The sequence below is a fragment of the Thermomonospora sp. CIF 1 genome, assembly GCF_001896795.1.
GTDB lineage: Bacteria > Actinomycetota > Actinomycetes > Streptosporangiales > Streptosporangiaceae > Thermomonospora > Thermomonospora curvata.
On sequence record NZ_MOYN02000015.1, the window covers coordinates 223,665 to 245,568 of the forward strand.

18 protein-coding genes are annotated in these 21,904 nt (G+C 73.0%); 1 reads left to right on the top strand and 17 read right to left on the bottom strand.

Annotation, left to right across the window (positions count from 1 at the left end):
* Window positions 1-35 precede the first annotated feature (35 nt).
* From BUE48_RS09110 to BUE48_RS09150, 9 genes are all read right to left on the bottom strand, one after another.
* Complete coding sequence (locus tag BUE48_RS09110) at window positions 36-1,469, bottom strand: aldehyde dehydrogenase (RefSeq protein ID WP_012852184.1); 1,434 nt, start codon at window positions 1,467-1,469, stop codon at window positions 36-38.
* Between the two features lie 151 nt (window positions 1,470-1,620).
* Window positions 1,621-2,076 (bottom strand): deaminase, encoded by a 456-nt coding sequence (locus tag BUE48_RS09115; protein WP_286989630.1) that lies wholly within the window; start codon window positions 2,074-2,076, stop codon window positions 1,621-1,623.
* Between the two features lie 56 nt (window positions 2,077-2,132).
* On the bottom strand, window positions 2,133-2,819 hold the full coding sequence (locus tag BUE48_RS09120; RefSeq protein WP_012852186.1) for a RibD family protein: 687 nt from the start codon (window positions 2,817-2,819) through the stop codon (window positions 2,133-2,135).
* A gap of 67 nt (window positions 2,820-2,886) precedes the next feature.
* Complete coding sequence (locus tag BUE48_RS09125) at window positions 2,887-4,209, bottom strand: ABC transporter substrate-binding protein (protein WP_012852187.1); 1,323 nt, start codon at window positions 4,207-4,209, stop codon at window positions 2,887-2,889.
* A gap of 53 nt (window positions 4,210-4,262) precedes the next feature.
* Window positions 4,263-5,231, bottom strand: coding sequence for an ABC transporter substrate-binding protein (locus BUE48_RS09130; protein ID WP_286989631.1), 969 nt, complete (start codon window positions 5,229-5,231; stop codon window positions 4,263-4,265).
* A gap of 886 nt (window positions 5,232-6,117) precedes the next feature.
* Window positions 6,118-6,438, bottom strand: coding sequence for a GroES family chaperonin (locus BUE48_RS09135; RefSeq protein WP_012852189.1), 321 nt, complete (start codon window positions 6,436-6,438; stop codon window positions 6,118-6,120).
* A 131-nt stretch (window positions 6,439-6,569) separates the two neighbouring features.
* Complete coding sequence (locus tag BUE48_RS09140) at window positions 6,570-7,328, bottom strand: SDR family NAD(P)-dependent oxidoreductase (RefSeq protein WP_012852190.1); 759 nt, start codon at window positions 7,326-7,328, stop codon at window positions 6,570-6,572.
* 19 nt (window positions 7,329-7,347) lie between these two features.
* Window positions 7,348-8,802 carry a flavin-containing monooxygenase gene (locus BUE48_RS09145; RefSeq protein ID WP_012852191.1) on the bottom strand — a complete coding sequence of 485 codons (1,455 nt, stop codon included), beginning with the start codon at window positions 8,800-8,802 and terminating at the stop codon, window positions 7,348-7,350.
* A gap of 154 nt (window positions 8,803-8,956) precedes the next feature.
* On the bottom strand, window positions 8,957-9,889 hold the full coding sequence (locus BUE48_RS09150) for a diacylglycerol/lipid kinase family protein (RefSeq protein WP_286989632.1): 933 nt from the start codon (window positions 9,887-9,889) through the stop codon (window positions 8,957-8,959).
* Window positions 9,890-10,104: 215 nt separating this feature from the next.
* On the opposite strand from BUE48_RS09150, the gene BUE48_RS09155 reads away from it, so the two are divergent.
* Window positions 10,105-11,202: an alpha/beta hydrolase gene (locus BUE48_RS09155; RefSeq protein WP_286989633.1), complete on the top strand. Its 1,098-nt coding sequence runs from the start codon at window positions 10,105-10,107 to the stop codon at window positions 11,200-11,202.
* Between the two features lie 23 nt (window positions 11,203-11,225).
* Here BUE48_RS09155 and BUE48_RS09160 read toward each other — a convergent pair whose 3' ends face one another.
* From BUE48_RS09160 to BUE48_RS09195, 8 genes are all read right to left on the bottom strand, one after another.
* Window positions 11,226-12,230: a cation diffusion facilitator family transporter gene (locus tag BUE48_RS09160; protein WP_286989634.1), complete on the bottom strand. Its 1,005-nt coding sequence runs from the start codon at window positions 12,228-12,230 to the stop codon at window positions 11,226-11,228.
* Window positions 12,231-12,405: 175 nt separating this feature from the next.
* Window positions 12,406-12,846: an ArsR/SmtB family transcription factor gene (locus tag BUE48_RS09165; protein ID WP_012852196.1), complete on the bottom strand. Its 441-nt coding sequence runs from the start codon at window positions 12,844-12,846 to the stop codon at window positions 12,406-12,408.
* Between the two features lie 80 nt (window positions 12,847-12,926).
* A complete protein-coding gene (locus BUE48_RS09170) occupies window positions 12,927-14,090 on the bottom strand; it encodes a VWA domain-containing protein (RefSeq protein WP_286989635.1) in 1,164 nt (387 codons plus the stop codon).
* Window positions 14,091-14,251: 161 nt separating this feature from the next.
* The gene (locus BUE48_RS09175) at window positions 14,252-16,657 is read right to left on the bottom strand and encodes a DUF5682 family protein (RefSeq protein ID WP_286989636.1); all 2,406 of its coding nucleotides are present in this window, start codon (window positions 16,655-16,657) and stop codon (window positions 14,252-14,254) included.
* 153 nt (window positions 16,658-16,810) lie between these two features.
* On the bottom strand, window positions 16,811-17,947 hold the full coding sequence (locus BUE48_RS09180; protein WP_012852199.1) for an ATP-binding protein: 1,137 nt from the start codon (window positions 17,945-17,947) through the stop codon (window positions 16,811-16,813).
* Window positions 17,948-17,997: 50 nt separating this feature from the next.
* Complete coding sequence (locus BUE48_RS09185; protein ID WP_286989637.1) at window positions 17,998-19,638, bottom strand: DUF5691 domain-containing protein; 1,641 nt, start codon at window positions 19,636-19,638, stop codon at window positions 17,998-18,000.
* Window positions 19,639-19,720: 82 nt separating this feature from the next.
* Window positions 19,721-21,040 carry an SWIM zinc finger family protein gene (locus tag BUE48_RS09190; RefSeq protein WP_286989638.1) on the bottom strand — a complete coding sequence of 440 codons (1,320 nt, stop codon included), beginning with the start codon at window positions 21,038-21,040 and terminating at the stop codon, window positions 19,721-19,723.
* A gap of 69 nt (window positions 21,041-21,109) precedes the next feature.
* Window positions 21,110-21,868 carry a M50 family metallopeptidase gene (locus tag BUE48_RS09195; protein ID WP_012852202.1) on the bottom strand — a complete coding sequence of 253 codons (759 nt, stop codon included), beginning with the start codon at window positions 21,866-21,868 and terminating at the stop codon, window positions 21,110-21,112.
* Window positions 21,869-21,904: the final 36 nt, after the last annotated feature.

Genomic DNA, 21,904 nt, shown 5'->3' on the forward strand with positions numbered 1-21,904 from the left:
TGCGCCGGAGCGCGCGGCGCATCCCTCACCGGACGTCAGGCCGGGTGGGGGATGGACTTGTGCTCCAGGTAGGCGACCAGTCCCTCCGGCCCCAGCTCGCGGCCCAGGCCGCTGTTCTTGAAGCCGCCGAAGGGGGTGTTGGGGTCGAGGGTGTACATGTTGACGCCGCAGCTTCCGGTGCGGATCTGCCGGGCGACCTCGATGCCGTGCGCCACATCGGCCGTCCACACCGAGCCGCCCAGCCCGTAGGAGCTGTCGTTGGCGATGCGGATGGCGTCGGCCTCGTCCTCATAGGGGATGAGGGCCAGCACGGGGCCGAAGATCTCCTCCTGGGCGATGCGCATCGAGTTGTCCACGTCGGCGAACACGGTGGGCGCCACGTACCAGCCCCGGTCGTAGGGGCGGTTGAGCCCGCCGGTGATCACCTTGGCGCCCTCCTCCTGGCCCAGCCGGATGTAGCCCTCCACCCGCTCCTGCTGGCGGCGGCTGACCAGCGGGCCGATCTCGGTGGAGTAGTCGGCCGGGTCGCCGACCTTCAGTGAGCCGACCATCTCCGCCAGCGCGTCGGCCACCTCGTCATAGCGGCTGCGCGGGGCCAGGATGCGGGTCTGCGCGGCGCAGGCCTCCCCGTTGTTCATCAGCGAGGCCAGCTTCAGGCCCTCCATGGTGGCGGCCAGGTCGGCGTCCTCCAGCAGGATCGCCGCGGACTTGCCGCCCAGCTCCAGGGTGACGCGCTTGAGCTGGCGGCCGCAGACCTCCCCGATCTGCCGCCCGGCCGCCGTGGAGCCGGTGAAGGAGACCTTGTCCACATCCGGGTGCGCCACCAGGTAGGCGCCGACCTCGCGCCCGGCGGGCACGAAGCTGACCACACCCTCGGGGATGCCCGCCTCGGTGATCCACTCGGCCAGCAGGTAGGAGTCCAGCGGGGTCTCCGGGGACGGCTTGGCCACCACCGTGCACCCGGCGATCAGCGCCGGGGCCAGCTTGAGCATCAGGGTGAACTGCGGGACGTTCCACGGCACGATCGCCGCCACCACCCCGACCGGCTCCCGGGTGACGGTCACCGGCCCGAGCATGCCCTGCCGCTCTTCCTCCCAGGGGTAGGTGGCGGCCAGGTCCACGTAGTACTGCAGCACCTGCTGGGGGATCGCGGCCTGCCCGAAGACCGAGAACAGGATCGGCGAGCCCATCTGGGCGGTGACCAGCTCGGCCATCTGCTGCTGGCGTTCGGCGTAGATCGCCGCCAGCCGTCCCACGATCTCGGCCCGCTCGGCCGGGGTCATCTTGGGCCAGGGGCCTTCGTCGAAGGCCCGGCGGGCGGCGGCGACCGCGCGGTCGATGTCGGCCTGCGTGCCCTCGGGCACCCGGCCGATGACCTCCTCGGTGTGCGGGGAGATCACCTCGATGACGCCGGTGCCGGCCGGAGCCGTCCACTGGCCGCCGATGAACAGCCGGTCGTGCTCGTGCATACCGCCTCCCAACCAGAGCTGACCGAATGCTTGCTCGGTTTTCCAGCCTTGCGCACCGGATCGATCTTGTCCATAAGCCCGGGGCACTGATTTGGACTTCCGTATGGACGCCAGTCTCACCAAGGTCGCCTGCCGCGGCCCCGGCGGAGGCTCAGCCCAGCAGATGCGCGTTCGGCTCCCGGGCCCGCGCCGCCAGGTCCGCAATGCGCACCACCTCGATCCCCGCGGCGCGCAGCACCTGCTCGCCCCCGCCCTCGACGAACAGGACCGGCTCCCGCCAGGCGTACACCACCCGCCCGATCCCCGCCTCCGCGATCAGCCGCGCGCACGGCCGGGGCCGCGACAGGCGCCGCCCGCACGGCTCCAGGGAGCTGTAGATCGTCGCCCCGCCCAGGTCCGCCCCGGCGCCCGCGGCCCGGAGTTTGGCGAGGGCCTCTTCCTCGGCGTGGGCCTTCGGGTCGGTCTCGCGGGAGAACCCCCGGGCCAGCTCCGTCCCGTCCGCGCCGACGATCACGGCCCCGACGGAGAAGGCCGTCTGCGACGGCGGGCAGCGCCGCGCCAGGTCACAGGCCACCTCCAGCCAGTGCCGATCCTGCCTCCGGCTCACCGCCGCCCCCTTCGCGCCCTCGTCCCCGGTGACGTTCCCCGCCGCGTCCCGGCGTTTCATGTGCGCGAACGCTTCAGCAGATAGCGCAGCAGGGCCAGATCGCCGATCCGGGTGACCTCGGCCAGCCGCATCGGGTGGGCGGGGTCCTGGGGGAACAGGCCCGGGTGCACAAAGCGCGGCGCGGACGGGTCGCCGATGAAGAACGGCGCCACCACCAGGTGCAGCTCGTCGGCCAGGCCCTCGGTCAGGAAGAGGGTGTGCATGCCGCCCCCGCCCTCCACCATCAGCCGCCGCACGCCCCGCCGGGCCAGATCGGCCAGCACCAGCCGCACGTCGACCGGGTCACCGCCGTCGATGACCTCCGCCACCCCCTCCAGCCGCTCGGCCAGCGCGGGAACCGCCCGCGAGCCCGCGTAGACCAGCTTGGGGCAGTCCCCGGTGGTGAAGAAACGGCTGGTGGGGTCCAGGTCGCCGCGCAGGGTCAAGGTGACCTTGGTGAGCTGGCGCGGCAGGCCCCGGGCGGCCCGCCGCTCCTGCCGGACGGGAGACTTGATCAGCAGCTTGGGGTCGTCCCGCCGGATCGTCTCCGCCCCCACCAAGATGGCGTCACAAGTGGCGCGAACCCCGTCCACCCGGTCGAAATCGGCCGGGCTCGACAGACGCAGCCGTTCGGGTCTGGCGTCGTCGATGTAGCCGTCGACGGACATCGCGCAACTCAGCAGCACATAGGGACGGTCACTCACGCTCCGACCATAGCGCTGCCACGATCATGCTCTGACCAGGTATGGAGGATCCGCTCGCGGCCGGGGCTCAGGAGGCCTTGAAGCAGGGCTCGGTCAGGGTGTGGTCGCGGGCGGTGGGGCCGGTGAAGAAGTCCTTGACGGTCTTGACACCGGTGTAGCCGTCGTCGGCGGGGGTGTTCAGGACCGTCGAGCGCATCGACGCCGGAGCCCGGCCGGGTCCCGTGGTCCGCTCGGTGGGCAGCATCCCTTCGTAGTCCACGGCGCCGAGGTTGCGCAGGGTCTGGTAGAGCCCGGCGCGGGTGAGTTTGTTCTGGTCGATGGCCGTCTGCAGGACGGTCTTGAGCGGATAAGACCAGATCCACCCGGCCATGTAAGCGTCGTTGGGGTCCACCTTGCCGAGAGCGGCGCGCATGGCGGCATGGCCGGGGGTGTCGGTGGCGAACGGCTTCCAAGGCGCGGCCTGCAGGAAACGCGTGCGGATGGCCTCGGCGGTGGTGCGGTCCTTCACCTTGAGCATCAGCTTGCTCCAGCTCGGAGCGCTGCCGATGAAACGGCCCCGGTAGCCGCGCGCCGTCGCCTGGCCGATCAGCACGGTGGCCTCTTGCGGGCCGGTGCTCAGCAGCACCAGGTCGGGGGATTCTTTGACGATCTTGTCGATGGCGGGGCGTTGTTTGTCGGCTCCGGTGGGGGTGGGGACGTCGGTGAACTTCAGGCGGTTGCGTTCGGCGGCGATGCGGGCGCCGCCGGCGGCGTCCCCGCCGTAGTCGCCGGGGTAGTGGACGGCCATGACGCTGTCGATGCCCCAGGCCTCCACCGCGTAGTCGACGGCGTTCATGGCCTCGAAGCAGTAATTGGTGCCGGACTTGATGAGAATGTCTTCGAACTCCCACAGCGACGTCCACGAAACGGTGGACGCCACCATCTTGTCCTTCTTCAGCAGCGGCAGGATCTCCGTGGTCATCGGCGATCCCAGGGTCTGCGCCAGTGCCAGGACCTTGGTGCGGATCTCTTGGTAGGCCCGCTTGTGGGTGGCCACGTCGTACTTGTTGTCGCGGACGTAGGTGGTGGCGTCGATGTCGTAGCCGCCGATGCCGCCCTGCTGGTTGACCCGCCGCCAGAACGCCTGCTGAGCGGCCGTGGTCGAAGAACCGATGAGACGGAACGGCCCGCTGCTGAGGTCGGAGATGATGCCCAGGTAGATGCAGCCGTTGTCGGGGTTGACCGCTTTCGGGCAGGGCTCGTCGGTCACCCCCGGCACCGGGGCCGCCGCGCCCTTGTCCTGCGGGCCGCCGCCGCACGCCGCCAGGGCGAGGACGAGCGCCGCCGCGGCCGAACCCAGGCGCAGCAGGGACGAACGTACAGGGGCGGGATGCTTGGGGGATGGACGCACGTACCTCTCCAGACGATCGTTGATGGGGCGCTCCCGGGCCGGGATCCGCGGGCTCAGGAGGCTTTGAAGCAGGGCTCGGTCATCACATGGCGGCGGGCGGTGGGACCGGTGAAGAAGTCCCGGGCCGTCCTGACGCCGGTGTGGGCGTTGTCGTCGGGAACGTTCAGCGTCGTGGCGCGGAACGACGTGGCGGCCACGCCGGGGTAGGCGCCCCGCTCGGTGCTCAGCATCCCTTCGTAGTCCACGGCGCCGAGGTTGCGCAGGGTCTGGTAGAGCCCGGCGCGGGTGAGCCTGTTTTGGTCGATGGCCTTTTGCAGGACGGTCTTGAGCGGATAGGACCAGATCCACCCGGTGGTGTAGGCGTCGTTGGGGTCCACCTTGCCTAGGGCGGCGCGCATGGCGGCATGGCCGGGGGTGTCGGTGGCGAACGGCTTCCAGGGCGCGGCCTGCAGGAAACGGGTGCGGATGGCCTCGGCGGCGGGCCGGGTCTTGATGCCGAGAAGTTCCTTGGTCCAGCTGGGGCTGCTGCCGATGAAGCGGCCCCGGTAGCCGCGTGCCGCGGCCTGGCCGATCAGGACGGCGGTGTCCCGGGGGCTGGTGCTCAGCAGCACCAGGTCGGGGGATTCTTTGACGATCTTGTCGATGGCGGGGCGTTGTTTGTCGGCTCCGGTGGGGGTGGGGACGTCGGTGAACTTCAGGCGGTTGCGTTCGGCGGCGATGCGGGCGCCGCCGGCGGCGTCCCCGCCGTAGTCGCCGGGGTAGTGGACGGCCATGACGCTGTCGATGCCCCAGGCCTCCACCGCGTGGTCCACGGCGTTCATGGCCTCGAAGCAGTAATTGGTGCCGGACTTGATGAGGACGTCCTCGAACTCCCACAGCGAGGTCCAGGAGGCCGGCGCCGCCACCATCTTGTCGGCGCGCATCTGCGGCAGCACCGCGGCGGTGGTCGGCGATCCCAGGGTCTGCGCCAGTGCCAGGACCTTGGTGCGGATCTCTTGGTAGGCCCGCTTGTGGGTGGCCACGTCGTACTTGTTGTCGCGGACGTAGGTGGTGGCGTCGATGTCGTAGCAGGGAGCTGAACGGCCCGCTGCTGAGGTCGGAGATGATGCCCAGGTAGATGCAGCCGTTGTCGGGGTTGACCGCCTTCGGGCAGGGCTCGTCGGTCACCCCCGGCACCGGGGCCGCCGCGCCCTTGTCCTGCGGGCCGCCGCCGCACGCCGCCAGGGCGAGGACGAGCGCCGCCGCGGCCGAACCCAGGCGCGGCCAGGACGTGCGCGTGCGGGGGGGACGCACGGGGGTCGGACGCACGTACTTCTCCAAACCGGTCGGTGGCGGGGCCGCTTTGACCCCGCATCGGCATGGTGCTGTGAAAACAGGCGCGCACCGGTGGGAATCTTCCTCCCGGTGGGAGGAAAGTGTGCTCTGAGGTGACAGAAGTCACAAGGTGAACATGCGAACCATTTCATAACACCCGATCAACCGGGTGCGGTGCCGCCGGCCGCGCCTGCCCGTTGGGGAGCGGACACAATCCGCCGGGGCCGGCGCAGCCGCCCTGCGCCTTCGGCACGGACGGAGGGCGTCACCGTCTGCGGCGGACACCCGTCCCTTGCCTTGGGCGCCGCGTGAAAGTACGCGCCTTCCCGAGGCCCGGGCGGGGCCGGGCTCCTGACCGTCCTCGCCCGGGCCACGGGAGGCGCATGCAGGCGGGGCGCTCCATCACCGCCACGCGTCCTGTCCGGTCATCGCCTGGCCGAAGCCTTAAAGGGCCCGCCCGCTCCTGTGCCATGCGGCGCATCGGCGGCCGCTCCCCGCCGGGGCGTTCCCCGGCGTCGCCCGGCCCGGCGGGCACGCGCCACCGGGCGACCCGGGGGCGGGTCGCACCGGGCGGTACGGCCCCTGCGAGCACCCCTACAAGTAGAGGCCGGTGCCGTGCTCGGGCCGCTCGCTGGCGATCGCGTGCAGGTCCCGTTCGCGCATCACCAGGTACTGCTGTCCCTGGATCTCCACCTCGTACTGGTCGTCGGGGTGGAACAGCACCCGGTCACCGACCTTGACGGTCCGCACGTGATGCCCGACACCGCATACCTCGCCCCAGCACAGGCGATTGGACTGCCGCACCGTGGCCGGAATGACGATGCCCCCGCTGCTGCGGCGCTCTCCGGACTCCTGCTCGACCTTGATCATCACCCGGTCGTGCAGCATCTGGACTTCGAACTTCGGCTCGGACACATTGAGAGCTTAGTAGAGCACACCCCTTTGCCAGTAAAGGCGAAGCCGCGGATCGGGGCGGTGCGGCACGAGCAGCCCATAACCCGAAGACCGCCGCAGAGCACGCACCCGGGGAGCCGGGGAGAGGGATTTCAATCGAAACGGCGGCCGGCGCGCGAGGAGATCCGGTCGGCCAGGGCGCGGGGCACCACCTTGCCCAAGGCGACGATGGCCTTGTAGCGGGCGCTCGGGATGCTCACCTGCACGCCGCGGCGCAGGTCCCGCAGCGCGGTGTCGATCACCAGGTCCTGGTCGATCCACATGAAGCCGGGGATGCCGTCCATGTTCATGCCCGCCCGCTCGTGGAACTCGGTGTGCACGAACCCCGGGCACAGCGCCATGACGTGCACGCCCCGGCCGCCGAGGTCGCGCATGACGGCCTGGCTGAAGGACACCACCCACGCCTTGGAAGCGCCGTAGGTGCCGCGGGAGAAGAACGCCGCCACCGAGGCGACGTTGATGACGCCGCCCCGGCCGCGCTCCAGCATGCCCGGCAGCGCCGCGGAGGTCAGGCGCAGCACCGCCTCGCAGTGCACCCGCAGCATCCGTATCTCATCGGAGACCGGAACGTCGAGGTAGACCCCGCGCTGCCCGAACCCGGCGTTGTTGATCAGCAGGTCGATGCCCTTGCCGGCGCGTTCCTCGGCGGCGGCCAGGCCCTCGTCGGTGGACAGGTCGGCGCGCAGCGTCTCGGTCGCAACGCCGTAGCGGTCGTGCAGTTCGGCGGCGGTGCGCTCCAGCCGGGCGGTGTCGCGGGCGACCAGCACCAGGTCGAAGCCGTCGGAGGCGAGCCGACGGGCGAATCCCGCGCCGATGCCCGCGGTGGCACCGGTGATCAGAGCGGTCGGCATGCCCCCAACCTAGCGCCCCCTAGCGCCGCACCCGGAAATGCCGCGGATCGGGACGGCGTGTCGCGTTGCGGTAGGCGAAGGTGAAACCCGGCCAGTTGTTGACGACTTTGCCGTCGGCGGTCATGTACCAGCTGGTGCAGCCCCGTGACCAGACGGTGTCGCGCATCGCCTGCTGCATCCGCCGCTCGAAGGCGCTCTGCACGTCCGGCCGCACGTCGATCCAGCGCAGGCGGGCGTGCCGCATCGCGCGCAGGCAGCCCATCACGTACCGGATCTGCGATTCCAGCATGTAGATGATCGAGTTGTGGCCCAGATTGGTGTAGGGGCCGTACAGCAGGAACAGGTTGGGGAAACCGCTGACGGTGATGCCCAGGTGGGCCGAGGCGCCGCCCTGCCAGGCCTCGTTCAGCTCCCGGTCGTCCAGCCCGACGATCTTCATGGGCGCCAGGAAGTCGTTGGCGTGGAAACCGGTGCCGTAGACGATCGCATCGACCTTGCGCTCGATGCCGTCGCGGGTGCGGATGCCGTCGGCGGTGATGCGCTCGATCGGGTCGGTGATCAGCTCGACGTGCGGCTCGGCCAGGGCGGGGTAGTAGTCGTTGGACAGCAGGATGCGCTTGCAGCCCATCGGGTAGTCCGGTGTCAGCGCCTCGCGCAGCGCCGGATCCTTGATGTGGGCGTGCAGGTTCTTCTTGAAGCGCCACGCCGCCGGGGCCAGCAGCCACGGGTACTTGATGAACCCCAGCGCCCTGGCCTCCAGCAGCGTGTAGATCAGCGCCCGCTGCAGCTGCCGCCAGCCGGGGACGTGCCTTGCCAGCGCCTGCTCGAGGGCGGTGTAGGGCCGGTCGGGCTTGTCGATGATGTACTGGGCCGAACGCTGGAAGACGTGCAGCCGTCCCACCCGTTTGGCCAGCTCGGGGACGAACTGGATGGCGCTGGCCCCGGTGCCGATGACCGCCACGCGCTTGCCGTCCAGGTCGGCCGAGTGGTCCCAGCGCGCCGAGTGGAAGGCGATGCCGCCGAAGGAGTCCCGGCCCGGGATGTCCGGCAGCGCCGGGCGGTTGAGCTGGCCGCAGGCGGCGACCAGCACCCTGGCCGACAGCTGCCCGGTGGTGGTGGAGATCCGCCACAGCCCGGCCTCGCCGTCGAAGCGCGCCTCGGTGACCTCGGTGCCGAACCGGATGTGCGGCATCACCCCGTACTTGCGGGCGCAGTGCCGCAGGTACTCCAGGATCTCCGGCTGCGGCGGGAACTTGCGGCTCCAGTCGGGCTTGGGCTCGAAAGAGAAGGAGTACAGGTGCGAGGGCACATCGCAGGCCGCCCCGGGGTAGGTGTTGTCGCGCCAGGTCCCGCCGATCTCGTCGGCCTTCTCCAGTACGACCAGGTCGTGCATGCCGGCCTGCTTGAGCCGGATCGCCATGCCCAGCCCGCCGAACCCGCTGCCGATGATCGCGACCTCATGCGAAGAGTCCATCCGGCCGTCCCGCCCGTTCCGGCGCGGCGCGCCGGGTGCCCGCCGCGCCCCCGTCGTCTTCTCTCTAGCTGACTAGTAGGTCATTTACGGCGGGCGCTGTCAACGATCGTTGACCGAAAGGCGGAAAAACCGGCGGGAGCCGGGCGGACCGTGCTCAGGTGTCGTCGAAGGTGTGGGGGACCAGCACGCGCAGGGCGTTGGGCAGCAGGCCGATGGTGACGGGGGTGCGCCCGCGGATCTCCCCGTCCACGTCCACGGGCAGCGGCGGATCGGTGGTCACCCGCACCTCATGACTGGTGTTGATGAACATCTCGTCGGCCAGCCGCCGCCGCGGGCCGGTCACCACGTGGGCCACGGTGGCGGCGGCCAGGCCCAGCCGGGAGCGGTCGCCGAGGCGGTAGACGTTCAGCAGCCGGTCATCGGGGCTGGCGTCGCCGGCGAAGCGCCGCCCGCTGTGATGGCTGCCGTTGGCGATGTTGAGCTGGTGGGTGACCATCTCATGGGTCCTGCCCTCCACCTCCACGACGGCCGTGAAGGGCCGGTGCCGCCACATCAGCCGGGCGGCGGTCAGCCCGTAGGCGGCCCGGCCGAGCCGGCGTTTGAGCGCGTGCGGCACCTGCTCGGCCACCTGGGCCGACAGGCCCACGCTGACCATGTTGGCGAACACCTTGCCGGCCACGAAGCCCAGGTCCACGTCGGCGACCTTGCCCTCCCGCAGCACGCCGACCGCCCCGGCCAGCTTCACCGGCAGCTCCAGGCTGCGCGCGAAGTTGTTGGTGGTGCCCAGCGGCAGCACCCCCAGCGCCACGTCCTGCTGAGCCAGATGCCCCACGGCCTCGGCGATCGTGCCGTCGCCGCCGCCCACCACGACCAGATCGGGCTTGCGGCCGAGCACCTCCTTCAGCACCTGCGGCAGCCGGGCCGGGTCAAAGACCGGGTGCACCTCGGCGAACTCCAGGCCCGCCTCCGCCAGCAGCCGCCTGGCCTTGGCGAACAGCCTGCGGCCGCGCCGTGAGCGGGTGTTGACCACCAGCGCCGTCCGGCCTTGGGCGCGGATCGCCGCCTCCAGTTCCTGTTTGCTGCGCATGCGGCCGGATCCGCTCCCGTCCCATCGCCTCGGGCGACGTCTGCTGTGGAACCCCGTCGTGCCCGACCGTCCGCAACGGACCCGCCGGGACGGGGACGCGCCGCTCGGGCGTCGCCTCAACCGGCCCGGATCGGGCTTTTGCATTTTATAAGTGCCATACCCTCCGTTGACTTCAAGGCGGCTTCGGGCACACTCCGTGGTGACGGGAGGAGGGGGTGAGAGCGGTGCGGCGGCGGGACTGGTTCGTGGCGGGAGCGATGGGACTGGCCGGGTGCGCCGCGGCCGGGCTGCTGGTGGCACGGGGAGTGCTGGGGGCGCTGTTGGTACGTTCCAGCGCCTGTTCCATCGCGCCGCCCGGCGGCCCGCCCGGACCGACCGGCCCACCCCCCGATCGGATGCGTCCCTTCCCCGCCGATCCAGGGGACGACTGCCGGGCCCGCGCCGACGACGGGGCGATCGTCGTCGGCTCCTGGTTCCGCGCCCCCCGCATTCTCGACCTGGCCATCAGCTCGCCCGTCCTGGAGGAGATGGGACGGGTCCGGCTGCTGCTCCCCAAGGGCTGGTCGCCGACGGCCACCCGGACCTGGCCGGCGCTGTGGCTGCTGCACGGCGGCCCGCCCGCCGCCGGGGGACCGGCCGGCCACACCGCCTGGACCTCCCGCACCGGCGTCGAGCGCCTGACGCGCGAGCTGGACGTGCTGGTCGTGATGCCGGACGGCGGCCGGTGCGGCGACCACGCCGACTGGTGGAACCACGGCGCCGGGGGAGCCCCGCGCTGGGAGACCTTCCACACCGTCGAGCTGCCGCAGATCCTGGAACGCGGCTACCGGGCCGGGCCGGCGCGCGCCGTCGCCGGGGTCTCCACCGGGGGAAGAGCGGCGCTGGCCTACGCGGCCCGGCACCGGGGCCTGTTCCGCGCCGCCGCCTCCTTCAGCGGGCCGCTGGACCTTTTGCACCCCGATCCCGCCGCGCTGGACGGCGCCGACCTGGTGCGGCTGGCCGCCCAGACCGCCCGCCGGGGCGTGGACTGGCGGCGCATCTGGGGCGACCCGGTCGCCCAGCGGTCGATCTGGCGCCGCAACAACCCCTACGACCTGGCCGGACGGCTGGCCGGAGTGCGGCTTTACCTGAGCGCGGGCGATGACGGGCCGGTCGAGGCGCTGGCCCGCCGCAGCACCGCCCGCCTCGCCGACAAGCTCAAGAAACTGGGCATCCCCGCCACCGTCCACTTGTATGAGGGGCCCTCCTCGTGGCGGCGCTGGGAGCGGGAACTGCGCGCGGCGCTGCCCCTGCTGCTGGCGGACTTGCGTTAGGGCCCATCTCCCGTGGACGGACCTCAATGCCCGCACACGGCCCCGCCGGGCTGCGGGGGCGGCCCGGGAGGCGCGTCGGAGAGGTGGCGGGGGCCGTGGGCGTCCGTGCAGTGCTCCTGCCCGTCCCACGGCGTGCCGGGCTCGCCGATGTGGTCCACCTCCAAGGTGGTGTGCGTGATGCCGTAGGAGGCGGCGAGCATCTGCCGCAGGTCGCGGCGGACGGCGTGGCAGTCGCCGCCGGGCTCGACCAGCACGTGCGCCGACAGCGCCGGGTAGCCGGAGGTCACCTCCCACACGTGCAGATCGTGGACCTCCTGCACACAGGCCCGCCCGGCCATCCGCGCCCCGATCTCGGCCGGGTCGATCCCCGCCGGGGCGGCCTCCATCAGCACCCGCCCGGCGTCCCGCAGCAGCCCGTAGCCGGCCTTGACCATCAGGGCGGCCACCACCAGCGAGGCGATCACGTCGGCGCGGGCGAAACCGGTCGTCCACACCACCAGTCCGGCGACCGCGGTGGCGATGAAGGCGTACAGGTCGTTGAGGATGTGCTGGAAGGCGCCCTCGACGTTCAGGCTGGCCCGGTCGGCCCTGCCGATCAGCCAGGTGGCGGCGAGGTTGACGGCGATGCCGCTCAGCGACGTCCAGAACACCAGCGCGCCGGCCACCTGCGGCGGGTCGAGCAGCCGGTGCACGCTCTCGTACACGAAATAGGCCGCCAGCAGGATCAGCGTCAGCCCGTTCAGCTGCGCCGACAGGATCTCGGCCCGGCGCAGCCCATAGGTGTAGCCGCCCTTGGGAGGATGCGCCGCGATCCGCATCGCGATCAGCGCGAACGCGATGGCGAACGCGTCGGTGAGCATGTGCGCGGCGTCCGACAGCAGCGCCAGCGACCGGGCGATCAGCCCGATGGCCACCTCGGCCGACATGTAGGCGACGATCAGCGCCAGCGCACCGGCCAGGTAGCGCCGGTCGGCCGTGGCCGAGACGGCGTGCCCATGGCCGTGCCCGTGACCGTGCCCTGCACCCATCAGAGCCTCCCGCTCAGCACCGCGCCGACCCCTGCGACGCCGCATTCCCGCTCGGCCCGGTGGTGATGCCCCCGCCCTCCCGCATCGGCCGGGCGGCAGCGGACCGAGACGGAACGATCCAGCATTCTTTCGTCCCGGATCGTCCCTTTCCAGAGCGGGGTCGGGAAAGCGGCGGTCACGCCGGGGCCTCCGCGCGGTGCCCCACGTGCGCCAGCGCCAGGTCCAGCAGCATCCGGACGTGGGAGTCGTCGAGCCGGTAGTAGGCCCGCCGGCCGGCCCGCCGCACCCGCACCACCCGGTGGGCGCGCAGCAGCCGCAGCGCGTGCGAGACCGCCGACTCGCTGCTGCCGCAGGCCGCCGCGATGTCGCACACGCACATCTCCCCGCCCTCCAGCAGCGCGGTGATCACCCGGACCCGTCCCGGGTCGGCCAGCAGCCCGAACACCTGCGCCAGCTCGGCGATCGTCTCCTCTGCCGGCATGGCGGCGACCACCTCCGCCACCTTCTGCCGGTCGACCATCCGCACCGCGCATCCGTCGCCGAAGGAGGCGGCCTGTGGGGCGGGCGCGACGGGCGGCTCCGGGGCCAATGTCTGTTCATATGAAGAGCTGCTCATATATTCAGACTCTAAGGGACGACGACCCCATCGGGAAAGGGAGAGCGCTCTTAAAGAGGGAACGGGACGGCCGCCGGAGGTCACTTGTGCCGTTCGGCCCACTCCTTGAGGTCGCGGCGTTCGATCGCGGCGGCCATCAGGTCGGGGAAGGCGTCCGGAGTGCAGGCGAACGCCGGAACCCCCATCGCGGCCAGAGCGGCGGCGTTGTCGTGGTCATAGGCCGGGGCGCCCTCGTCCGACAGCGCCAGCAGCGCGATCACCTGAACTCCCGCCGAGGTCAGCTCGGCCACCCGCCGGAGCATCTCCTTGCGGTTCCCGCCCTCGTACAAGTCACTGATCAGGACGAGGATCGAATCCCGGGGACGGGTGATCAGCCCCTGGCAGTAGGCGATGGCCCGGTTGATGTCGGTGCCGCCGCCCAGCTGGGTGCCGAACAACACCTCCACCGGGTCGTGCAGATGATCGGTGAGGTCCACCACGGCGGTGTCGAAGACCACCAGCGAGGTCCGCAGCGACCGCATCGACCCCAGCACCGCCCCGAACACCCCGGCGTACACCACCGAGGCGGCCATCGAACCGCTCTGGTCGATGGCCAGCACCACATCCCGCTTGACGGCCTGCTGCCTGCGGCCGTACCCGATCAGCCGCTCCGGCACCACGGTGCCCCGCTCCGGCAGGTAGTGCCGCAGATTGGCGCGGATCGTGCGGTGCCAGTCCACATCGGAGGGGCGACGCGGACGCTGCACGCGCGCCGACCGGTCCAGCGCCCCGCTCACCGCCGAACGGGTGCGCTGGGCCAGCCGCTTTTCCAGCTCGCCGACGACCTTGCGCACCACGGCCCGCGCCGACTCCTTGGCCCGGTCGGGCATGACCCGGTTCAGCGACAGCAGCGTGCCGACCAGGTGCACATCGGGCTCCACCGCCTCGAGCATCTCCGGCTCCAGCAGCAGCTCGGTCAGATTCAGCCGCTCGATGGCGTCTTTTTGCATCACCTGGACGACCGTGGAGGGGAAGTAGGCGCGGATGTCGCCCAGCCACCGCGCCACCTTCGGCGCGGACGCCCCCAGCCCGCCCTGGCGGCTGCGGCCCCGCCCGCCGCCGTCCGGCCCGTCGCCGCCCCCGTAGAGGGCCTCCAGCGCGGCGTCCATGCGAACGTCGTCGCCGGTCAGCCGCACCCCGGTGCCGTCGCAGTCCGGGCCGCCGAGCACCATCCGCCAGCGCCTGAGCCGCTCGTCGGTCTGCATGCGATCTCCGTTCCAAGCCGTTGCGGCGGCCTCCCGGATCGCCGCCGGGCCTGCGGCGATCCGGGATTCGCCGGTCTTTTCATCTCGTCCGGTGCCGTGTGCTTTTCAGCGGGCTTTTCCCGGCCCGTGGACGTGGACGCCCGGGGCGGGCGTCCTGTGCCTCATGCGGGCCGGCCCAGGATCTGAGCGACCGTGCGGACCGCGGGCAGCGCCCGGGCCGGGTCGAGGTCTTCGGCGGCCGGGCGGCCGGCGGCCGGGTCGCCGAGCCTGCGGGCGCGTTCGCCGATGGCGCGCCGCTCGGGCGCGGCGTACCGGCCGAACGTGCGGCGCAGCAGCGGCAGCACGTCGGTGAACGAGTCGGCCGGCAGGCCGGCGAGCCAGCCGTCCACCAGGCGCAGCAGCGCCTCGTCGTGGACGAGGATCAAACCGCCGCCGGACAGGAAACCCTCGATCCAGGCGGCGGCACGGGCGGGCTCCTGCCCCACCGACACCGCCCGGGCCATCCGGTCGGCGACGTCCGCCAGGCGCCCGGCGTCGTGCAGCAGCCGGGTCAGCCGTCCCTCCAGCAGCCCGTGCAGCCCGGGCCGGTCCACCAGCGCGGCCAACGTGTCCTGCCAGCGGTCCAGATGCTCCTTCGCCGCGGGCCGTCCGGCGGGGGCCCGCCCGTCCGCCGGGGAGGCCAGCAGGCACACGGCCTCGTGCACCGCGTCGATGCGCTCCAGCAGCTCGCGGGCGGCATCGTCGTCCAGGCCGCGCGCGGCGGGCGGCAGCCCCACGCAGATCCGCACCACCAGCCCGTCGACCACCTCCTGCAGCGGGCCGGTCGGGGTGCCCCGCACGTCCCCGTAACGCAGCGCCCGCACCAGCGGCGGCAGCGCCGCCATCAGATGGGCCACGTCCTGATCGGTGGCGGCCAGATCGGCCAGTGCCCGCATCACCGCCGCCGGCGCCTCGCCCAGATCGGCCAGCAGGCACTGCTCGACGAGCGAGGTGAGCTCGGCCAGCGCCGTGGCCTCGGCCGCCAGCGCCCGCGCCCGGGCATCGGCCGCGCCGCGCACCGTGGTGCCCCACGCCCCGGCCTCGATCAGCGCGACGTCGAACTCCGGCTGCCACTGCAGCGTCCAGCTCTCCCGGAAGGTGCCTTTGGAACGGCCAGCGGCGCTTTGCGGCCGGCCCCAGGGCACCTGCAGCAGCCGCAGCCGGTGCAGCAGGCGGCTGCGTTCCAGGTCCAGCGGCTTGCGCAGGTCCAGATCCTGCTCCTTGACCAGGGCCGACGGCTTGAGCCGCAGGCGGCGCTGCGCGGCCCGCAGATCCTGCTGCAACGGCACCATGGGCGTGCGGGCGGGAACGGCCCCCAGCCGCTCGCCCACCACCATCCGCCGCTGGATCAGCGCCAGCGGCTCCTCGGCGCCCTCGCACAGGACCGCCCGGGTGGCCTCAGTGACCTCCTCCAGCCCGGCCAGCGGGCGTCCCCGCAGCACGGCCAGGGCCTCGGCCAGCCGGACGGCCTCGATCACATGGGCGGAGGAGACGTGCAGGTCCTCTGCCCGCAGCAGCCGGGCCGCCTCGGTCAGCCACCGCTCCACCGGGCGGTCCGGGGAGGTGAACAGGTGGTGATACCAGCCGGGGGAGCGCACGCCCGCGCCGTACCCCGACCACTGCGCCAGCCGTCCGTGCGTCCACGGCACCCACGTGACCGCCACCTTCTCCTTGGGCAGCCCGCGCAGCACCTGCTCGTCCCGGCTCGCCGGGACATCGGCCCGCAGCGCCGGCACGTGCCAGGCCCCGCAGACCACCGCGACGCGCTGATACCCCTCCTTGAGGGTGCGCCGCAGCGTCCGCCGCATGTACGCCTCGCGCCGCCGCTCCCGCCGGGCGTACGCCTCCGAGACGACCTGCTCGCCCCGGGCGGATCTTTCCTCCGCCTCCCGGCGGAGCACGTCCATCGCCTCGGCGATCGCCGGGAACGGGGACGGTCCTTCGCCGCGGTGTTCGACGACGTCCTCCCACCAGCGTTCGGCGTCGTCGTAACCGGCCGCCTGCGCCAGCCACCCCAGCGGGTCCAGCCGGATCAGCTCGGCCTCCCCGCCGCCGCTTCCCGCGGCGCCGTCGTGCGCTGCGGGCTCTTCCGCGGCGGCCTGCGAGGCGGGAGGATCGCCCTCACCGGCCTGGCCGTCGGCTCCGGGCGGGCCGTCCGTGCTCTCCGGCCGGTCGGCCAGCTGGCAGGCGGCGGGCAGGTCGCAGAAGCGGACGGGCACGCCGTTGCCGACGGCGTGGCGGATCGCCTGCCACTCGGGACTGAACTCCGCCAGCGGCCAGAACGCCGCGCGGTGCCGCCGGTCGCCGGCATCGGCGGAAGCGGCCTTGGCGGCGGTGTCCGTGGTGTAGGCCAGCAGCGCCACCGGCGGCTTCATGTCCGGGTCGGCGGCCAGCTCGACGATCGCATCGGCCTCGGGCGGCCCCTCGATCAGCACCACATCGGGCCGGAACTCCTCCAGCGCCCGGCGCAGCGAACGCGCCGAGCCCGGCCCGTGGTGGCGGATCCCGTAGATCTCAGTCCGTGCCACCGCGCCCCTTTCCACCTCGTGCGCCGTCCGGCCGTGGCGGCGCCACCGCCCGGGCGAAAACGACCCCTCCCACGAGGGCGTCCCCGCCGGCGCCGCCCGTCCGGGCGGTGCACGCGCCGTTTCCCGGGACGCCGTGGGCGTGCCGGCCGAGGGTCACGGGGAGACCTCGCGGCAGGCCCGGTAAAAGTCGCTCCACTCGCTGCGCTCGCGGACCACGGTCTCCAGGTACTCCTGCCAGACCACCTGGTCGGAGACCGGGTCCTGGACGACCGCCCCGACGATGCCGCCGGCCACGTCCGCGGCGCGCAGCACCCCGTCGCCGAAATGCGCGGCCAGCGCCAGCCCGTTGGTGATCACCGAGATGGCCTCGGCGGTGCTCAGCGTGCCCGACGGCGACTTCAGCTTGGTGCGGCCGTCGACGGTCACCCCCGAGCGCAGCTCCCGGAACACCGTCACCACCCGGCGGATCTCCTCCAGCCCGGCCGGGACCTGCGGCAGCTGCAGCGACCGGCCGATCTGCGCCACCCGCCGGGAGACGATCTCCACCTCCTCGTCGGTGCTGGCCGGCAGCGGCAGCACCACCGTGTTGAAGCGGCGGCGCAGCGCCGAGGACAGCTCGTTGACGCCCCGGTCCCGGTCGTTGGCGGTGGCGATCACGGTGAACCCGCGGCGGGCCTGCACCTCGGTGTTCAGCTCCGGTATCGGCAGGGTCTTCTCCGACAGGATGGTGATCAGCGTGTCCTGCACGTCGCTGGGCATGCGGGTGAGCTCCTCGATGCGGGCCACCATGCCCTCGCGCATCGCCCGCATCAGCGGGCTGGGCACCAGCGCCCGCTCCGAAGGCCCTTCGGCCAGCAGCCGGGCGTAGTTCCAGCCGTAGCGGACGGCCTCCTCGGTGGTGCCCGCGGTGCCCTGGATCAGCAGGGTGGAGTCCCCGCACACCGCCGCCGCCAGGTGCTCCGACACCCAGGTCTTGGCGGTGCCGGGCACCCCGATCAGCAGCAGCGCCCGGTCGGTGGCCAGCGTCGCCACCGCCACCTCCATCAGCCGGCGCGGCCCCACGTACTTGGGGGTGATCACAGTGCCGTCCGGCAGCGTGCCGCCCAGCAGATAGGTGGTGACCGCCCACGGCGACAGCCGCCAGCCCGGCGGGCGGGGACGGTCGTCGTGCTCGGCCAGCCGCGCCAGCTCGTCGGCGAACTGCTGTTCGGCGTGCGGACGCAGCACCGCTTCTGCGGCCGGCGCGGCACCGGACCGGCCGCAGAAGCGCAAACCTTCGGCTTCGGCCATGGGTGACGATCCTCTCGGTCGTGTGGTGGTCATGTCCGCCGGGCGGGAGGTCAGGCGAGCTCCCGCAGCATCTGGTGGCGGAATCGCAGGCTGTCGATCAGTTCTTGGACCGGCCAGGAGTCGGGGAGGCCCAGCGCCGCCAGCCGGGGAGCGACCTCGGGGGCCAGGTGGGTGCCGGCCAGCTTGCACAGCGGCGCCAGCCGGTGACCGGCCCGCCCGCCGCGGCGGCGCTCCTCCTCCTGCGCCGCGGCCACCAGCAGCTCGATCACCAGGTCGGCCAGCTCCCCGGCCCACGGGCCGGGGATGCGTTCCAGCGCCGTCAGCGCCCAGGAGGCGTCCCCCAGCCGCCGGATCAAGGCGGCGGCCATCGGCTCGCGCTCACCGGCGGGCAGCAGCCCCACCAGATCGGCCAGCGCCGCGGCCTCCTCGGCCGGCACCGCGCCGTCGGCGAGCAGGGCCCGCGCCCACTGCGCATCGCGCAGGCGGAGCGCGGCCCGAACCCAGCCGATGTGCACATCCCGGGCCCAGGAGTCGTCCTTCGCCCCCGCCTTGCCCCGGCGCCGCCCGGTTTTCGCCTCCGGCCCGGTCACCGGCAGGCGCACCACCTCGCAGGCGGGCATCCCCAGCAGGTCGGTCCAGGTCTCCAGCGGGGTGCGCGCCAGGATCTCGCGCAGCCACCCGGCCCGGGTCCCCACCGGGGCGCCCGACCCGCCGGCCGGGGCGAACGAGCCCGCCGGGTGGAACGGGATGCCGTCCCGGGCCATGCCCTCGTCGTGGGCGTGCGGCAGCTCGACGACGATCCGGACGTGCCGCCGTCCCTCTGCCACGTGCTCTTCGACCCGCACGCAGCTTTTGGCCCGTTCGGCCATCCGCCGTCCGTAGGCCGAGCCGGGCAGCTCGGCCAGCAGGTCGGCCGCCACTTGCCGCACGTCCTTGGCCCGGTCGTCCAGGGCCTTCTCCAGGAACTCCTCGTCATCTGGGGACAGGCCGCGGGCGAAAGTGGCCAGGAACGCGGCCCGGTCGGGGGCCGGTTCGCTCCGCCAGCTGTCCGCCAGCGCCCGCCGCGCCGCCCCCGGGTCGCGGCCGCGCAGCCGGGTCAGGTAGGCGATCCGCCGGCTGCGGGTGCCGGTCCGCCACACCCGGGGGTCGTCGTCGCCCAGGTCGCCCCCTTCGTTCACCAGATACGCCCAGTCGGTGTTGTGCAGCGCCAGCCACACCCCGCGCCGCCCGGCCGCCCGCATGATCGCCGGGCGCAGGGACCGGTCGGCGCGGCCCCGTTCCAGCAGGTCGGGCAGGAGCGCCGGGGGCACCCTGAAGCCGCGTTCGGCGGCGGCCTGCAGCCATTGCGGCAGCAGCGGCAGGCGGTCGCCGGCCAGGATCTGCGCCAGCCGCCGGGCCGCCGCCGGCGGCACCACCGGCAGCGTTTCCGCCGGGGCGGGCGCGATCACGGCGTGCTCGGCGGCGCTCCCCGCGCGCCGCCCCGCCCGCCGCTGCACCGTCAGCACGGCGGCCTGCTCCAGCAGCGCACCGGCGGGATCCGCCCCCGCGGGGATCCCGCCGGTGCCGCCGTGGGAAGAGCGCGGCGCGCTCTCCCCGTCGTCTTCTGGAGCGAGGCGGACCGCAAGCGCCGGGACGGGCCGCCGCCGGGTGCCCAGCAGCGCCGTGCTGACGTGTTCGGCCCAGGTGCTCATCCCAGCGGCCCTTCCCCCGGAAAAGCGGCGGTGAAGGTCGTGCCGCGCGCTGCCGGTTCGCGTGCCTCAGGGGAGTGCGGTGTCACAGGACCACCAGACCTTCCTGCTCGTGCCAGGCCGACAGGGGGTGCAGGCCGTGGGGGGACCACTCGCCCGCCAAGGTGAAGCGGCCGCCGCCCGAGAGGGCCAGCAACCGCCAGGGGCCGTGCCGGGACTCCTCGCCGGCGGAGAAGCGCAACGGCAGGGCGTCGCCGTGGTCGTCGACGACGTGCAGCGCGTCGGGCCGCAGCGGCGCCCCCTGCGGAAGCGCCAGGCGCACGCCCTCCAGCACGGCGGGCCAGCGCTCCAGCCACGGGTCACGGGCCAGCGCTTGGGCGTACTCGGCGAGCAGACCGCCGATGGCGGTGCCGCGCGGCACGGCGGAGACCGGGCCGTGCTCCTCGGCCACCAGCGCGCGCAGCGGCTGAGCCCCCGGATAGAAGGCCAGCTCGGCGTCGAAGACGGCGCCCGTGGCCAAGGGCACCTCCGGCGGGCGGCCCGGCGCGGCGAACGACAGCACCAGCGCGGGCCGTCCGGTGCGGACGCCGCGCAGCCAGGTCCGCCGGGTGGTGAGCTGCTCTTGCACCGACTCCCGGGAGCCCAGCACATACCAGTGGTCCCGGACCCGCTTGCCGCCCAGCACCTCCTCCTGCCGGGCGGTGAAGCCCACCCGCGAGCGGACCGTCGCGCGCAACGGCCCGGGCAGCTCGGCGCGCCGCTGATAGGCGCGGACCAGCAACGCCAGCAGGGCGTACTCCTCCAGCATCCGCTCCGGCCAGCCGGCGCCGTGCCGCAGCGCGGGCAGCGACCTGACCTGGGCGGCCAGGCCGGGCGCCTGGGCGTCGACCAGCCGGCGGGCGACCTCGTCCCACACCCGGTAGGAGGCGTGCTCGGCCTGGGCCAGGCCCTGGTCGATCTGGTCGCGCAGCCACTGGTCCAGCTCGGCCACGCCGTCTTCGACCCGCTGCTCGCGGCGTTCGGCGGTCTTGGGATCGGGGGTCTTGGCGGCGGAGGCGGCCTTGCGCTTGGCGGCGCGCTCCCGCCGCTGCCGCAGCCACTCCGCCACCCACTCCGGAGGCTCGGCGGCGTCGACGGCGCCCTCGCTCCACAGCAGCAGCAGGCCCAGCACGTGCTTGCAGGGGATCTTGCGGCTGGGACACGAGCACCGGAACGCCGGCTCGGCCAGCTCCACGCACGCCTGGTACAGGCTCTTGCCGCTGCCCTTGCACTCGCCCCACACGCTGTGGGGATCACAGCCGGCGCCGTGCCACTTGGCGGGCTTGGCGACCCCGCCGGCCGCCTTCACCGACGCCGCGTCCGGCGCCAGCGCCAGCACCTGTTCCCGACCCCACCGATCGCTCACGGCCCCGAAGCTAGCGGGGGCCTCTGACAAATCAGGGCGATCCGATGGGGGCGGGGAAAGCCCGCCCGGTCACGGGCGATCCCGCAGGAACTGCGGCAGCAGCTCGGAGGTGTCGGGCAGCAGCAGCTTGCCGCCGGCCAGCAGCGCCACCAGCGCCACGGCGGCGAACAGGCCCACCCACACCAGCCCCGGCAGCCCGGTCAGCTGCGCCAGCTGGTCGGCGTCGGAGGACGGCGCCAGCTGCCGGGCGCGCATCCGCTGCAGCTCGATCACCGGCCGCGCCCCGGCCAGCAGCAGGAACGAGGCCGCCAGGTAGGCGAAGGCGGCCTGCACCGTCGCACTGCCCAGCCAGGACACCACGAAGATCACCGCGCCGGTGGCCACCACCGACAGCACCCCATAGGCGTTGCGGATCATCACCAGCATCGCCGCCAGCAGCGCCAGCGAGGCCCACAGCATCAACGTGATCCGGCCCCAGCTCAGCAGCGCCGCGAACACCAGCCCCAGCAGCGGCGGGGTGAGGTAGCCGGCCATGGCGGTGAACACCATCCCCGGCCCGTGCGGCTTGCCGCGCGAGACCGTCACCCCCGAGGTGTCGGAATGCAGCTTGATGCCCTCCAGGCGCCGGCCGGTCAGCACCGCCGCCAGCGCATGCCCGCCCTCGTGCGCGATGGTGACCACGTTGCGGGCCACCCGCCAGGTCGGCCCGTGCACCACGGCGGCCAGCGCGAGCACCCCGGCGCAGACGACCAGCCACAAGGGCGGATCCGGCTGGGTGCCGGTCAGCCGATCCCACAGTTCACCGATGCCCGCTGCGTCCACGTCCACCTCTGGTCGATCCTCGTCGCCATCGCCTCACAGTAG

Coding starts and splice junctions, on each gene's coding strand:
- BUE48_RS09185 (WP_286989637.1), bottom strand. CDS start 19,638: ATGAGCACCTGGGCCGAACACGTCAGCACGGCGCTGCTGGGCACCCGG.
- BUE48_RS09170 (WP_286989635.1), bottom strand. CDS start 14,090: ATGCAGACCGACGAGCGGCTCAGGCGCTGGCGGATGGTGCTCGGCGGC.
- BUE48_RS09160 (WP_286989634.1), bottom strand. CDS start 12,230: ATGGGTGCAGGGCACGGTCACGGGCACGGCCATGGGCACGCCGTCTCG.
- BUE48_RS09140 (WP_012852190.1), bottom strand. CDS start 7,328: ATGCCGACCGCTCTGATCACCGGTGCCACCGCGGGCATCGGCGCGGGA.
- BUE48_RS09145 (WP_012852191.1), bottom strand. CDS start 8,802: ATGGACTCTTCGCATGAGGTCGCGATCATCGGCAGCGGGTTCGGCGGG.
- BUE48_RS09165 (WP_012852196.1), bottom strand. CDS start 12,846: ATGAGCAGCTCTTCATATGAACAGACATTGGCCCCGGAGCCGCCCGTC.
- BUE48_RS09110 (WP_012852184.1), bottom strand. CDS start 1,469: ATGCACGAGCACGACCGGCTGTTCATCGGCGGCCAGTGGACGGCTCCG.
- BUE48_RS09180 (WP_012852199.1), bottom strand. CDS start 17,947: ATGGCCGAAGCCGAAGGTTTGCGCTTCTGCGGCCGGTCCGGTGCCGCG.
- BUE48_RS09150 (WP_286989632.1), bottom strand. CDS start 9,889: ATGCGCAGCAAACAGGAACTGGAGGCGGCGATCCGCGCCCAAGGCCGG.